This is a genomic window from Streptomyces actinomycinicus (assembly GCF_016741775.1).
Taxonomy (GTDB): domain Bacteria; phylum Actinomycetota; class Actinomycetes; order Streptomycetales; family Streptomycetaceae; genus Streptomyces; species Streptomyces actinomycinicus.
In genome coordinates, this window is the sequence record NZ_JAERRK010000027.1 from 78703 (window position 1) to 92644 (window position 13942).

The 13942-nt window shown below is 72.8% G+C and carries 8 protein-coding genes; 4 read left to right on the forward strand and 4 right to left on the reverse strand.

The features are described 5' to 3' along the window. Positions 1 to 28 precede the first annotated feature (28 nt). From JK359_RS34710 to JK359_RS34725, 4 genes are all read left to right on the forward strand, one after another. A complete protein-coding gene (locus JK359_RS34710; protein WP_201843608.1) occupies positions 29 to 730 on the forward strand; it encodes a GntR family transcriptional regulator in 702 nt (233 codons plus the stop codon). A 61-nt stretch (positions 731 to 791) separates the two neighbouring features. Beyond that, on the forward strand, positions 792 to 2321 hold the full coding sequence (locus JK359_RS34715; protein ID WP_201843609.1) for a hypothetical protein: 1530 nt from the start codon (positions 792 to 794) through the stop codon (positions 2319 to 2321). A 109-nt stretch (positions 2322 to 2430) separates the two neighbouring features. Continuing rightward, a complete protein-coding gene (locus JK359_RS34720) occupies positions 2431 to 3309 on the forward strand; it encodes a hypothetical protein (protein WP_201843610.1) in 879 nt (292 codons plus the stop codon). A 37-nt stretch (positions 3310 to 3346) separates the two neighbouring features. Further along, a complete protein-coding gene (locus JK359_RS34725; protein ID WP_201843611.1) occupies positions 3347 to 7996 on the forward strand; it encodes a hypothetical protein in 4650 nt (1549 codons plus the stop codon). Positions 7997 to 8063: 67 nt separating this feature from the next. Here the strand turns inward: JK359_RS34725 and JK359_RS34730 are convergent, their stop codons facing one another. From JK359_RS34730 to JK359_RS34745, 4 genes are all read right to left on the reverse strand, one after another. Next, the gene (locus JK359_RS34730) at positions 8064 to 9617 is read right to left on the reverse strand and encodes a GMC family oxidoreductase (RefSeq protein WP_201843612.1); all 1554 of its coding nucleotides are present in this window, start codon (positions 9615 to 9617) and stop codon (positions 8064 to 8066) included. A 32-nt stretch (positions 9618 to 9649) separates the two neighbouring features. Beyond that, complete coding sequence (locus JK359_RS34735) at positions 9650 to 11221, reverse strand: APC family permease (protein WP_201843613.1); 1572 nt, start codon at positions 11219 to 11221, stop codon at positions 9650 to 9652. A 79-nt stretch (positions 11222 to 11300) separates the two neighbouring features. Beyond that, positions 11301 to 12767: an aldehyde dehydrogenase family protein gene (locus JK359_RS34740; protein ID WP_201843614.1), complete on the reverse strand. Its 1467-nt coding sequence runs from the start codon at positions 12765 to 12767 to the stop codon at positions 11301 to 11303. Next, positions 12760 to 13935: an aromatic ring-hydroxylating oxygenase subunit alpha gene (locus JK359_RS34745; protein WP_201843615.1), complete on the reverse strand. Its 1176-nt coding sequence runs from the start codon at positions 13933 to 13935 to the stop codon at positions 12760 to 12762. Before JK359_RS34745 ends, JK359_RS34740 begins: the two co-directional genes overlap by 8 nt. Positions 13936 to 13942 lie beyond the last annotated feature (7 nt).

The following is a 13942-nucleotide window of genomic DNA, read 5'->3' on the forward strand; positions in this document are numbered from 1 at the left end:
TCCTGGTGTCTGCGATTGAATTCCGGGCATGGCAGAGCAGCTGACGGGACTGGCCGACGACCGTGCCCTCCTGGGGCGCACCAGCACGGCGGAGCGGGTTTCGGACATCCTCAGAAGCCGCATCGCCGACGGCTACTTCCCGCCCGGCACCCGGCTGTCCGAGGACAGCATCGGCGGGGCGCTCGGGGTCTCCCGCAACACCCTGCGCGAGGCGTTCCGGCTGCTCACGCACGAGCGCCTGCTGGTCCACGAGCTGAACCGGGGCGTGTTCGTCCGGGTCCTGACCGTCGAGGACGTGGAGGACATCTACCGCACGCGCTCCCTCGTCGAGTGCGCGGTCGTGCGCGGCCTGGGCGAGCCGCCGTACCCCCTCCAGGGACTGGCCGCCGCGGTCGCCGAGGGGGAGCGGGCGACCCTCGACAATGACTGGAAAGCGCTGGGCACGGCCAACATCCACTTCCACCGGGAACTGGTCGCCCTGGCCGGCAGCGAGCGTACCGACGAGCTGATGCGCAGCGTCTTCGCCGAGCTGCGGCTCGCCTTCCACGTCGTGGACGACCCGCGCCGCCTGCACGAGCCGTACCTCGCCCGCAACCGGCAGCTGCTGCGCACGCTGGAGTCCGGCGACCGGCGCGCGGCGGAAGAACTGCTGGCGACCTACCTCGCGGACTCGCTGGAGCGGGTGGTCGAGGTGTACCGGCGCCGGGTGTGCGAGGACGGCGGCCCGTAGGCGAAAGCGGCGGAGCCGCTCGTTTGGGTCGATGTCAGACCGAGGACCTAGTCTGTGCACCGTGACTTCGCCTGCATCGACGGACAGCGTTCCGCCCCAGCTCAGCGCGGGGCCGCGCCCGGCTCCGGGCCCGGCCGCCGACGAGGGGCTGGCGCGTCGGCTGCGTGCGCTCGCCTGCACCGCGCCGCTGCACGATCTGGACGCGCGCAAGGCGAATCTGGCCGGCGAGTACTCGGTGTACGGGATGGCCGAGGTGGCCCTGGCCGCCATCGACCTGGTCACGCTGAACATGGACTTCGACACGGGTGCGGACCACGAGCAGATCGTCGCCCGGCTGATCCCGCGCATCGCCGCCCAGGCCCCGCACCGGCCCACCGCCGAGCACGAGCGCGTGGCCCGCTGGGTCCTGGAGAACCTGATCAATGTCGGCAGCGTGGACCGCGGCTTCCGCGCGGTGTACGGCACCTTCGCGCCGGACGGCACGTACGTCCGCCGTGACTACGACTTCAAGCTGATCGAGGAGGTCCCCGGACCCGGCGGCACGGTCTACCTGCGGACGACGGACGAGGCGGTCAACGTCCTCGTCGGTGCCCTCGACACCGACGTGACCAGCGCCCAGATCGCCGCGGAGGTCAAGCTGGAGGTGCTGATCAACCGCGGCCGGCTCGCCGACGCCCAGCTCGCCGCCGAACAGGCGCGCTACCGCACGGTGCAGTACTCCGAGACGCTGCGCCGCGCCCTGGACGCCACCCGGCGCAACGTCCGCGCGGTCGACTGGCTCAGCGCCGTCCCCGACATGATCGCCGAAGCCCTGGACCACGTGGCCGAGCGCTACCGCCACGAGAACGCGATCCTCACCAACATCCGCAAGGCCCGGGACGAGACCGAGGACCCCGAGCACAAGCGCCGCGCCGCCGAACTCGTCGACATCGTCAAGGACTGCATCCGGCGCCACACCCAGCTCCAGTCACGTCTGCTGGAGGCGGGTCCGCTGTTCCGCGCCGAACAGGACCGGCAGGCCTTCGCCACCCCGGCCACGACCTCCGGCACGGACCTCTACGGCCACCTCCTCGCGCCCGTCCTGCCGCTGCCCCTGGAGCAGGCCATCCGGGTCACCGACGCGTTCTTCGGACGCGGCACGGGACTGCGCACGCCGGTGTCCGTCCGGATCGCGGACCTCGTCGACATACTGCTGACGCCGCCGGTCGAGCGGGAACACCTGGGCGCGGAGATGCCCGAGCCCGACCTGATCGCGACACCGGACGACAGCCGGTTCAGCGAGGAGCAGCTGGCCGCCGCCATGGAACTGCTGGACCTGCCCGCCGACGCGCCGCGGCGGCTGTCGGGACTGCTGGCGGAGGCCCGTCGCACCGGCGACCCCGACCTGGCGTACCTGGTCGCGCTGCTCGCCGTGCACGCGGCCAGCCCCGCCGTCGGCACGGCCTACCGGCAGGGCGAGCAGAAGCTCCTGTTCGCCGTGGACGACGGGACCGAGCTGGACGATCCCGAGTTCGGCGGGGCCGATCTGATCGTGGGGACCGCGCTGCTCGACGCGGCCGGGATGGCGGCGGACCGGACGGAGGCCGCCTGATGGTCCTGCCGGTGGGCGGGTGCGCGCCCGTGGCGACCGGTCGCGCAGTTCCCCGCGCCCCTGAGGGAGTCGCACGACACCCTCGTTCCAACATCAAGGAGTTGCAGTCGTGAGCGAGCACGTCGAGTGGAGTGACGCGGAGGCCCCGGCCCCGTCGGCGTCCGCCGCCGTCACCCCCGCCGACGCCGCCGACGCGGCGCGGCTCGTCGCGTTCGGCCTGCAGCCCAAGCTGCAGCCCGCGCGCGACCAGGAGTACACCGAACTGCTGCGCCGCCACCGCGACGACCCGGCGTTCGCCCGGCTCGCGGACGCCGTCGCCGCCGGTCTGGGCCTCGTCGTCCTGGAGGTGTCCCCGCGCGCGGGAATGGCCGTGACGGCCGCCGAGGAGTCGGTGTTCGCCGTCCGCATGGGCGACTACGCGCGTCGCACCGCCGCCGACTCCGGCGACCGCTTCCTGCACGGACTCGCCCACCTCGCCGCCGCCGCACTGGCCTTCCCGCGCCCGGAGGACCTGGCCGACGACACCTACATCGGCAGGGTCACGGTCAACGGTGTCGACGCCTTCGTCCGGCAGGCCTGCCGCAGGCTCGAGGAGCGGGCCGAGGAGCAGGGCGAGAACACCGACCCGGCCACCGACGCGCCCGGCCTCGAGGCCGCCTGGCGGATCTGGGCCAGGCGCAGCGCCACCGGCGCCACCAAGGACGCCCGCCGGCCGGCCGCGTCCACCACCGGCATCGTGGCGAAGGCCCTGGCCTTCCTCACCGACTCGGGCTTCCTGCAGCGCACCGGCGACGACAACGGCGGCACCTACCGCACCACCGCCCGCTACCAGCTCCAGGTCCGTGACATGGCCGGCAGCGCCGCCCTGGCCGAACTGCTGGAGCTGGGCATCGTCCCGGTGACCGACGGCACGGCCACCCTCATGCCCGCCGAGGACACCGACGACCTGGACCTGGTGGCCGACGCCGGGCTGCCCTTCCACTCCTGACCCCCCACAACTGCAAGAAGACTGACGAGAGTCCGCCATGTACGAGCTGTCCCGGGTCCGCCTCTACTCCATCGGTCCCGCCGGTGCGCGCTACGCCGACACCGTGCTTGACCTGCGGGGTGTCGGCGCCCCCGTGCCCGACCCGGCGCCCACGCAGGCGGAGTTCTTCGCGGAGGAGCCGTCCGGCCCGCCGCGCCGGCCGGCGCCCGCGGGCGTACTGTTCCTGGAGAACGGCGGCGGCAAGTCGGTACTGCTCAAACTGATCTTCTCGGTGATGCTGCCGGGCCACCGCAACACCCTGGGCGGCGCCAGCTCCGGCGTGCTGCGCAAGTTCCTGCTCGCCGACGACTGCGGCCACGTGGCCCTGGAATGGCAGCACGTGCTGACCGGCGAGTGCGTCGTCGTCGGCAAGGTCAGCGAATGGCGCGGGCGCCAAGTGTCCAACGACCCCCGCAAGTTCGCCGAGGCCTGGTACTCCTTCCGGCCCGGCCCCGGCCTCAGCCTGGACAACCTTCCCGTCGCCGAGTCCACCGCCGTACGGCCCGCCGCCGAGGGCAGCTCCGGCGCGCAGGGCCGCCGCCGCACCATGAAGGGCTTCCGCGACGCCCTCACGGAGGCCGGCAAGGCCTACCCGCACCTGGAGGTGCACTGGGAGGAGACCCACGAGCGCTGGACCGAGCACCTCGGCGACCTCGGCCTCGACCCCGAACTCTTCCGCTACCAGCGCGAGATGAACGCCGACGAGGGCGAGGCGGCCGGTCTCTTCGCGGTGAAGAAGGACTCCGACTTCACCGACCTGCTGCTGCGCGCCGTCACCGACACCCGCGACACCGACGGACTCGCCGACCTCGTCAGCGGCTTCGGCAACAAGCTCGGGCGGCGTGCCGAACTGATCGCCGAACGCGACTTCACCGCCGGCTCGGTCGACCTGCTGGGCCGGATCGTGGAGGCCGCCGAGGCACGCTCACGCGCGCGTGACATCCACGCCGGCGCCGAGCGCCGTACCCGCACGCTGGCCCGGCGGCTGTCCGCGCGGGCCGTGCAGGAGCGGGTCCGGGCCGCCGAGCTCGCCCAGCGGGTCACCGCAGCCGCGTACACCGTCACGCACTCCGAGGGCGCCCGTGAGCGCAGCTCCCTGATCGCCGCCGAACTCGCCTACCGGCACGCCTCCCTGGCGCTCGCCGCCGCCGAGAAGTCCGCCGCCGCGCAGAAGCGCGAGCTGGCCGACGCCCGGACCCTGCACTCCGCCTGGCAGGCCGCCGAGGCGGTACTGCGCCACCGCGCCGCCGCCGACCGGATCGCGCGCGTGTCCGCGGCCATCCAGGAGGCCGAACGGGACGCCGCCCCCGCACTCGCCGCCCGCGCCAAGGCCGCCGTGGATCTCGTACGGGCCCTGCACGCCGCCGCCGGGAGCGCGGAGGCCCTCGCCAACGAGGAGGAGGAGCGTTCCGGCGCCCTCCAGGAGGTCAGCGACTGCGCCTACCGGGACTCCACCTCCGCCGCCACCGAGGCGCAGCGCGCCCGCAGCGAGGCCGGTCACCTGCGCCAGCGGCTCGCCGAGGTCGAACAGGAGACCGCCGAGGCGGTCCGCGCGGGCTGGCTCGACGACAGCGCCCCGGACGCCGACCCGGCCCGCGCCGCGCTCGCCGCCAGCGACGCCGAGAAGACCGCCGTGACCGCCTGGGACACGGCCCGCGAGGCCGCCCGCAAGGCCACCGAGCACGCGCGCGAGGCCGCCTCGGCCGAGTCCCGGGCGGAGCTGACCACAGCCCGCGCGGCCGACGCGGCCACCGCGGCCGAGCGGGCGTACGAGGCCGAACGGCGGCTGGCCGAGGCCCTGGCCGCCGAGGAGCGGCTCGCGGAGCTGCTGAGCCTGCCGGGCGCGCCGAACCGGGCGCGGGTACCCGCGCCGAGGTCGGACACGGACGACGACACGCCCGCGGGGCCCCGTACGGATACCGCCGGTCAGAGCCCGTTCACCGCCGAGGAACTCGACCGCTTCGCCGACGAGTTGCGCACACTCCTCGACGACGCCGTGTCGGCCGCCGAACGGCACCTGTTCGACCTGCGCACGGCCGCCGCCGACGACGCCCGCATCCTCGGCGCCCTCGGCGACGGCGGACTGCTGCCGCCCGGCCCCGACGTGCTGGCCACCGTCGAGTTCCTCGGCGAGCACGGCATCCCGGCCCTGCCCGGCTGGCGCTACCTCGCGCAGGCCGTCGACCCCGCCGACCACGCACGCGTGCTCGCCGCCCGGCCCGAACTGGTCGACGGCGTGATCATCACCGACCCCGACACGCACGCGCGTGCACGCGAGGCCCTCGGCGACGCGGCCCTGCTGCCGCGCTCCGCCGTCGCCGTCGGCACCGCCGCCGCCCTGCTCGCCCCCACCCCCGCCGCCGACGCCACGCCGGACGACGTCTTCCTCGTGCCGCCGAACCCGGCCATGCACGACGAGCACGCCGCCGACGAGGAGCGGCAGGCCCTGCGCGCGCGGGCCACCGCGCGCGACGAGGAGATCCGCACCCTGGCCGCCCGGCTCGGCAAGGACCGCGAACTGGCCGCCCGGCTCGCCTCCTGGCGCACCGGCTGCCCCGCCGGACGCCTCGCCGAGATGACCGCTGCCGCCCAGGAGGCCCGCGCGTTCGCCGAGGAGTCCGAGGCCGAGCTGGCCGAGGCCCGCGCCGCGCGCGCGGAGGCCGACGAGGCCGCCGCCGAAGCCGTCCGGGTCCGCGACGAACGGCAGGAGACCGCGCAGAAGGCCCGCCGCGCCGCCGACGCCCTCGCCGGACTCGCCCACCGGCTGCGCGAGCGTGCCGGATGGCAGGTGAAGCTGCGCGAACTCGCCGACGAGGCGACGGAGTCCGAGGCCCGCGCCCAGGCCTGCCTGGACCGCGCCCGTGCCGCCGACGAGGACCGCCGCGCCGCCCAGCGCGCCGCCGACGACGCCCGTCGCACCGCACGCGCCCTGCGCGCCGAGCGCTCCGAGATCGCCGGCGCCCCCGATGACGTACCGGTCGAGGACACGGACGCACCGGAGGCGTCCCTGCCCGCGCTCCGTGAGGCCTACCGGGCCGCCTCCCAGGTGTACGAGAAGGTCGGCGTAGGCGCCGACCTGCGCGCCGAACAGGCCCGCGCGGAGAGCGACGAGAGCGCCGCCCGCGCCGAACTCGACCGGCTCAGCAACAAGGTCCGCACCCGCGCCGAGCAGCTGCTGCAGTCGCCCGACGGCTCCGACGGCCCCTCCCGGCAGGCCGCCGCCGCGCGCGCGGAGGAGCTGGTGCAGCTCCTGGAGACCCGGATGTCGACCGCGAGCGAACAGCTCGGCCGGCTGCGCGGCGAGGCCGAACGGCACGCACCCGAGGACGGCGAGGCGCACACCGAGCTGCCGGAGGAACTCCTCCCGCGCGACGCCGAGCACGCCCAGGCGCTGCTGCGCACCGCCACCGCCGAACTCGCCGCCCGCACCGGCGCGCTGACCACGGCCCGCGAGGCGCACGCCGAACTCCTCGCCGCCCACCGCGCCGCCGAGGACGCGGCCGGCGGCTTCGACGAGATCGCCGCGATGCTCCGCGACCTGCTGCGCGAGCACACCACCGAGGAGGACCAGGAGGAGCCGGAGCCGTACCCCGGCAGCCTGGAGGAGGCCCGGCACTCCGCCGCCGAGGCCCGCCGTTCGCTGCGCGGCTGCGCCGCCGACCTGTCCGCCGCCGAGACCGCCGTGCGCGAGGCGAGCGACGTCCTCGTCCGGCACGCCAACTCCACGCGCTACGAGCAGGTCCGCACCCCCGCTCGGCAGCAGATCCGCGAGCTGCCCGCCGCCGCCCTGCCCGAGCACGCCCAGAAGTGGGCGGACGCCTTCGCACCCCGGCTGCGGGTCCTCACCGACGAACTGGCCCAGCTGGAGCGCAACCGGGACTCGATCGTCGACCGGCTGCGCGGCCTCGTGGAATCGGCACTCGCGACGCTGCGGTCCGCGCAGCGGCTGTCCCGGCTGCCCGAGGGGCTCGGCGAGTGGTCCGGGCAGGAATTCCTGCGCATCCGCTTCGAGGAGCCCGACCAGGCCACGCTCACCGAACGCCTCGGCGAGGTCATCGACGAGGCCACGCGCGCGGCGGTCAAGAAGAATTCCGACCTGCGGCGCGACGGCATGTCCCTGCTGCTGCGCGGCGTCGCGGCGGCCCTCCAGCCCAAGGGCGTGGCCGTCGAGATCCTCAAGCCGGACGCGGTCCTGCGCGCCGAGCGCGTCCCCGTCGGCCAGATGGGTGACGTGTTCTCGGGCGGCCAGCTGCTCACCGCGGCCATCGCCCTGTACTGCACCATGGCCGCACTCCGCTCGAACGACCGGGGCCGGGACAAGCACCGGCACGCGGGCACGCTCTTCCTGGACAACCCGATCGGCCGCGCCAACGCGACGTACCTGCTGGAACTCCAGCGGGCCGTGTCCGACGCGCTGGGGGTGCAGCTGCTGTACACCACCGGCCTGTTCGACACCACCGCCCTCGCCGAGTTCCCGCTGGTCATCCGGCTGCGCAACGACGCCGACCTGCGGGCCGGCCTGAAGTACATCAGCGTGGAGGAACACCTCAGGCCCGGCCTGCCCCAGCAGCCCCGGGCGGGCGAGGCGGTGCACAGCGAGATCACGGCGACACGCATGTTCAAGAAGCCTGCGAGCAGCGCCCCGTAGGGGGCGCGGGGCACTGCGCGACCAGCCGCAGGCGGTCCGCAGCAGCCCCGCGACCTCGAGCACCGCGTCAGTTGGCGTCGGCCTTCAGAAGATCCGCGCACTTCTCACCGATCACCATCGTCGTGATGCACGGATTGACGGCGATCAGCTCGGGCATCACCGACCCGTCGGCCACCCGTAGTCCCGCGACCCCCTTGACCCGCAGCCGCGCGTCGAGCGGGGCCGAGGGGTCGCTGTCGGCGCCCATCTTCACCGTGCAGGACGGGTGGTAGACGGTGTTGTGCGTCTTGTGGATGTAGTCGAGCAGCTCGTCGTCCGTCCGTACGTCCGGTCCGGGAGCCAGCTCCGCCCCCGCCCAGCCGCTCAGCGCCGGCTGCGCGGCGATGCGACGCGCCAGCTTCAGCCCGTACGTCATCACCCGGACGTCGTGCTCGTGCGTGAAGTACCGCGGGTCCACCTTCGGCTTGTCCCGGTAGTCCCGGGTCCGCAGCCGTACCGTGCCGCGCGACCTGGCCTTGGTCACGTTGGGCGTGAGGCAGAACGCGTTCTCCGAGGTCGGGTAGCCCCAGCGTGCGGTGTTCATGTCGAACGGCACGGAACCGTAGTGGAACATCAGGTCCGGCCGGTCCAGGCCTGGCTCGGTGTCGTAGAAGATGCCCGCCTCCCACCACTGACTCGAGGTGGTGGGCATCGGCTGTCCGGCCTCCCACATGATCACGCCCTCGGGGTGGTCCTGCAGGTTCTCGCCGACGCCCGGTGCGTCCACCACCACCTCCACGCCCACCTCGCGCAGATGCCTGGCCGGCCCGATCCCGGACAGCATCAGCAGCTTCGGGGAGTCGATCGAGCCGCAGGAGACGACCACCTCGCGCCGGGCCCGTACCGTGCGCGTGTGCACCAGGTCGGGGTCCAGGTACTCGGCGCCCACGCACCGCCGGCCCTCCAGCACCAGCTTCTTGGCCCGCACCCCGGTCCGCACCTCCAGGTTCGGACGCTTGCCCAGCACCGGGTGCAGGTAGGCCACGGACGAGGACTGGCGGACGTTGTTCTCGTCGGAGTTGATCTGGAACCAGTTGGCCCCGCGCACCACCGTCCTGCCGGTGTTGAACGGGACCGTGGGGATGCCGGCCTGTGCACACGCCTCCAGCAGGGCCGCGCCGCACGGGTCCCCGCCCTTCAGCGTGCGCAGCTTCACCGGCCCGGTGCGCCCGTGGTGGTCGCCGGGCGCGTCGTTGTTCTCCAGCCGCCGGTACAGCGGGAACAGGTCGGCCGCGCTCCAGCCCGTACAGCCCTGGGCCGCCCAGTCGTCCAGGTCCTCTGCGGGCGCCCAGAAGGCGATGCAGGAGTTGTGCGACGAACAGCCGCCCAGCACTTTGGCGCGCGCGTGCCGCATGAAACTGTTGCCGCTGGCCTGCGGTTCCACCGGATAGTCCCAGTCGTAACCCGACTCCAGCAGGCCCATCCAGCGTTCCAGCCTCAGGACGTCGTCGTCGCCGACGTCGCTGGGACCCGCCTCCAGGACGCAGACCGTCACCGAGGGGTCCTCGGAGAGCCGGGCGGCCACGACGTTGCCCGCGGTACCGCCGCCGACCACGACGTAGTCGAACTCATCGATGCTCATGTGGCCTCCTTGCCGGCCGGGTACAGGCGGAATCACTCGGCCGCCGGGGCGGCGAGCGGAGCGGTCGGGGCGGCGGACGCGGCGTCCAGGCGGTGCTCGGCGAGCACGCCGGTGCGGTGCCGCTGGACGAACCAGTAGTAGGCGAAGCCGCCGCCCGCGATGACCGCGACGAACAGGACGGCGCCCCAGCGCAGGTACCAGTGGTAGGGCGCGGCCGCGTTGTAGACCGAGGCGCGCGGCCAGATCAGGTTGACCGTCATGACGGTGCCCCACACCACCGCGACGGCGTTGACGAGCAGTCCCCAGCGGCCCAGCGAGAACCGGCCCTCGCCGGCCGGCTGCCACCTGCCGCGCAGCCGGGCCACCAGCATCGGCACGGTGACGCCCAGGTAGGCGAGGTAGATCATGACGATGCCGATGCTCGTGACGACCGTGAAGATCTGCGGCTGGCGGATGTTGACCACGAGGATCGCCAGCGCCAGCACACCGATGATCACGGCCGGCAGCACCGGGGTCCGGAAACGGGGGCTGACCCGGGCCAGCAGCGAGGACGCGGGCAGGTTGTTGTCCCGGGCCATCGCGAACGCCAGCCGGATCGCCGCGGTGTGCACGGCCAGCGCGCACACCGTGACCGCGATCAGCACGCACCACAGCATCCCCTTGCCCGCCGTCGGGCCGAGTACGTCGAGCACGATGTACTGCAGGCCGTCCGTGGACAGCTTGTCGCCCTTGAGGCTGGAGACGCTCATCAGGGCGAGCAGGAGGACGAGTCCGCCCAGGACGAAGGAGGCGACGATCGCGCGGATGATCGCGCGCGGTGCGTTGCGGGACGGGTCCAGGGACTCCTCACCGAGCGAGGCGGCGGTGTCGAAGCCGTACATGACGTACGCGGACGCCAGCGAGGCCACCAGGAACGCGCCCAGGTAACCCGTCGAGTAGCCCGATCCCGTGTGGTTCGTCTGCATGACGACTTGAGGACCACGGGTGATGTGGACGGCGAAGAGGATGATCAATACAACGGTCGCGATCAACTCGATGAATACACCCGCGGTGTTGATCGTGGCCATCAGCTTGACGCCGAAAGCATTGACCAGCGTGGTGAACAGGATCAACACGGCCGCCAGGACGACCGCGTTGGTCGCCACGTCGTACGTGCCGGTGCCGTCCCCCACGAACTGGAAGAAGGACGAGATCTGCGGCAGCGTCAACTGGTAGGCGAGCGCGACGGCGGAGATGGACACGATGGACGCGATCAACATCATCCACCCGGCGAGCCAGCCGAGATGCGGATTGCCGACCTTCTTCGACCAGTTGTAGACCGAGCCCGCCACCGGGTAGCGGGCCGCCAGTTCGGCGAAGCACAGGGCCACCATGAACTGGCCGGCGAAGACCATCGGCCACGACCACCAGTAGGCGGGGCCGCCGCTGCCGTAACCGAAGTAGAACAGCTGGAAAGTGCCGGTGAGGATCGAGATGTAGCTGATCCCCGCGGCGAAGGTGTGGAAGTTGCCCAGGGTGCGCTTGAGTTCGGGCCGGTAGCCGAACTCGGCGAGTTCGGTGTCGTCGTGGCGGTCTGGTCCTGGCGATTGTTCGATGGTCGTCATGAGCGGACTCCTCGTGGGCCTGGGGGAGGACGGGCAGCGGCCCCTGCGGGTGCCGGTGGCGGGAGGCCGGTCGGTCCGGTCAGCCGAACCAGCCCTGCGGCGCCGGCGCGGTGTTGCGCCAGATGTGTTTCGTCTCGCGGTACTCGGCGAGTCCCGCCGGTCCGAGTTCGCGGCCGAACCCGGACTGCTTGTAACCACCCCACTCGGCCTGCGGCACGTACGGGTGGTAGTCGTTGATCCAGACCGTGCCGAGCCGCAGCCCCGCCGCGACCCGGGCGGCCCTGGCCTCGTCCCCGGTCCACACGGCGCCCGCAAGGCCGTAGACCGTGTCGTTGGCGAGCCGGACCGCCTCCTCCTCGGTGGCGAACCGTTCCACGGTCAGCACCGGGCCGAAGGACTCCTCCCGGACCACCGACATCCCGCTCGTACAGGCGTCCAGGACGGTCGGCAGGTAGTAGAAGCCCGAGTCGTAGCCAGGCCCGGCGGGCCGGGCGCCGCCGCAGCGCAGCACCGCACCCTCCGCGAGTCCCCTGGCCACGTACGCCTCGACCTTCGACCGGTGCGCCGCCGAGATCAGCGGCCCGGTCTGCGCCCGCTCGTCGAACGGCCCGCCCGGCCGGATCAGCCGCGCCCGCCGCACGACCTCGTCCACGAACCGGTCGTGCAGAGAGTCCTCGACCAGCAGCCGGGCCCCGGCCGAGCAGACCTGCCCGGAATGCAGGAACACCGCTGTCAGCGCCATGTCGACGGCCGCTTCGAAGTCGGCGTCCGCGAAGACGATGTTGGGGTTCTTCCCGCCGAGTTCCAGAGCCACCTTCTTCACCGTGCCGGCCGCCGCCGCCATGAGGCGCCGGCCGGTCTGCAGGCCCCCGGTGAAGGAGAGCAGGTCGACATCCGGGTGGTCGCCGAGCGGGGCGCCCGCCTCCGGGCCGGCGCCCGGCACCAGGTTGGCCACGCCCGGCGGCAGCCCGGCCTCGGCCAGCAGGCGTACCAGGTGGATCGCTGTGTGCGGGGTCAGCTCGCTGGGTTTCAGCACGAAGGTGTTGCCGGCCGCGAGCGCCGGGGCGACCTTCCACGCCGTCTGCAGCAGCGGGTAGTTCCAGGGCGTGATCAGCGCGCAGACGCCGACCGGCTCGTACACCACCCGGCTGTCGACGTCGTCCCGCCCGGTGTCGATGACCCGGCCGTTCTCACCGGCGATGAGCCGGCCGAAGTAGCGGAAACAGCCGACGACGTCGTCGATGTCGTACGCGCTCTCCACCAGGCGCTTGCCCGTGTCCAGGGACTCGGCGCGGGCCAGGTCCGCCTTGTCGCGCACGAGGAGGTCCGCGACCTTGAGCAGCAGGTCACCGCGCTCGGCTGCCGGTGTCCGCGGCCAGGGTCCCGAGTCGAACGCCCGCCGGGCCGCCGCGACGGCCTCCACCGTGTCCTTGCCGCCGCCCTCGTCCACCACCCCGACCAGCGAGCCGTCGGCGGGACAGCGGATCTCCCGGGTGCGCTCGTCCAGGGCGCTGCGCCACACGCCGTCGATGTGGAGATCAGGCACGGGCGTCTCCCTCGTCTCGCAGGCGCCCCGCGTCTCTTCCGCCTCCGGCGTCTCCCAGCCGGGACAGCAGCCACTCGTGGAAGACGCCGAGGTGGTGTTCGCTGGGGACCAGCACGCCCCCCTCGCGGTACGCGCGCGAGGACATCGCCGGCTGGGTGCGCTCGCACGCCTCGAAGTCCTGGGCGTTCACCCGGTGGAACAGTTCCACGGACTTCGACACGTCCGCGCCCGACGCCACCACCTCGGGCGCGTACAGCCAGTCGCACTCCACCACCGTGCGGTCCGCGGCCAGCGGGAACATGCGGTGCAGGATGACGTGGTCCGGGACGAGGTTGACGAAAACGGTCGGCTTGATCGTGATGGCGTAGTAGCGGCGGTCCTGGTCCGTGGTGACCGCGGGGAGCGTGGCGAAGCCCTCGCTGCCGTCCACCGTGAAGCCCTTGATCTCCTGACCGAACTCCGCGCCGTGGCCGACGTAGTACTGGGCCGCGTAGCCGTCCGCGAACTCCGGCAGCACCTCGGTGAGTTCGGGGTGGATCGTCGCGCAGTGGTAGCACTCCATGAAGTTCTCGACGATCAGCTTCCAGTTGGCCCGCACGTCGTAGGTGATGCGCCTGCCGAGGGCCAGCCGCTCGCTTCCGTAGTGCTCGATGGCGGCGGGGTCGCCCAGCCGTTCCACGGCCGCGTGCATCACCGTGTGCTCGAAGGAGGGCGGTTCGTCGGCGAGGCACACCCAGGCGTAGCCCAGCCACTCACGCAGGGACACCTTGATCAACCCGTACGCGACCCGGTCGACGTCAGGCATGTTGATCAAGTTGGGGGCGGCGATCAACCTGCCGTCAAGGTCGTACGTCCATGCGTGGTAAGGGCACTGCAGGGTACGCCGCACCTCGCCGGACTCCTCGGTGCACAGCCGTGCCCCTCGGTGCCGGCACACATTGAGGAAGGCGCGCAGCTCGCCGGTGCGGGCGCGGGTGATGAGGACGCTCTCACGGCCCACCTGGACCGTGCGGAACGCGCCGGGCCGGTCCAGGTCGGCGCTGCGGACGGCGCAGAACCACATCGACTCGAACAGTTTCTCCTGCTCCAGCCGGAAGACCTCCGGGTCGGTGTAGTAGTGACCCGGAAGCGTCGCGATGAGGCTCGGGGAGATCGGGGTCGTCGTCACGGCGGAC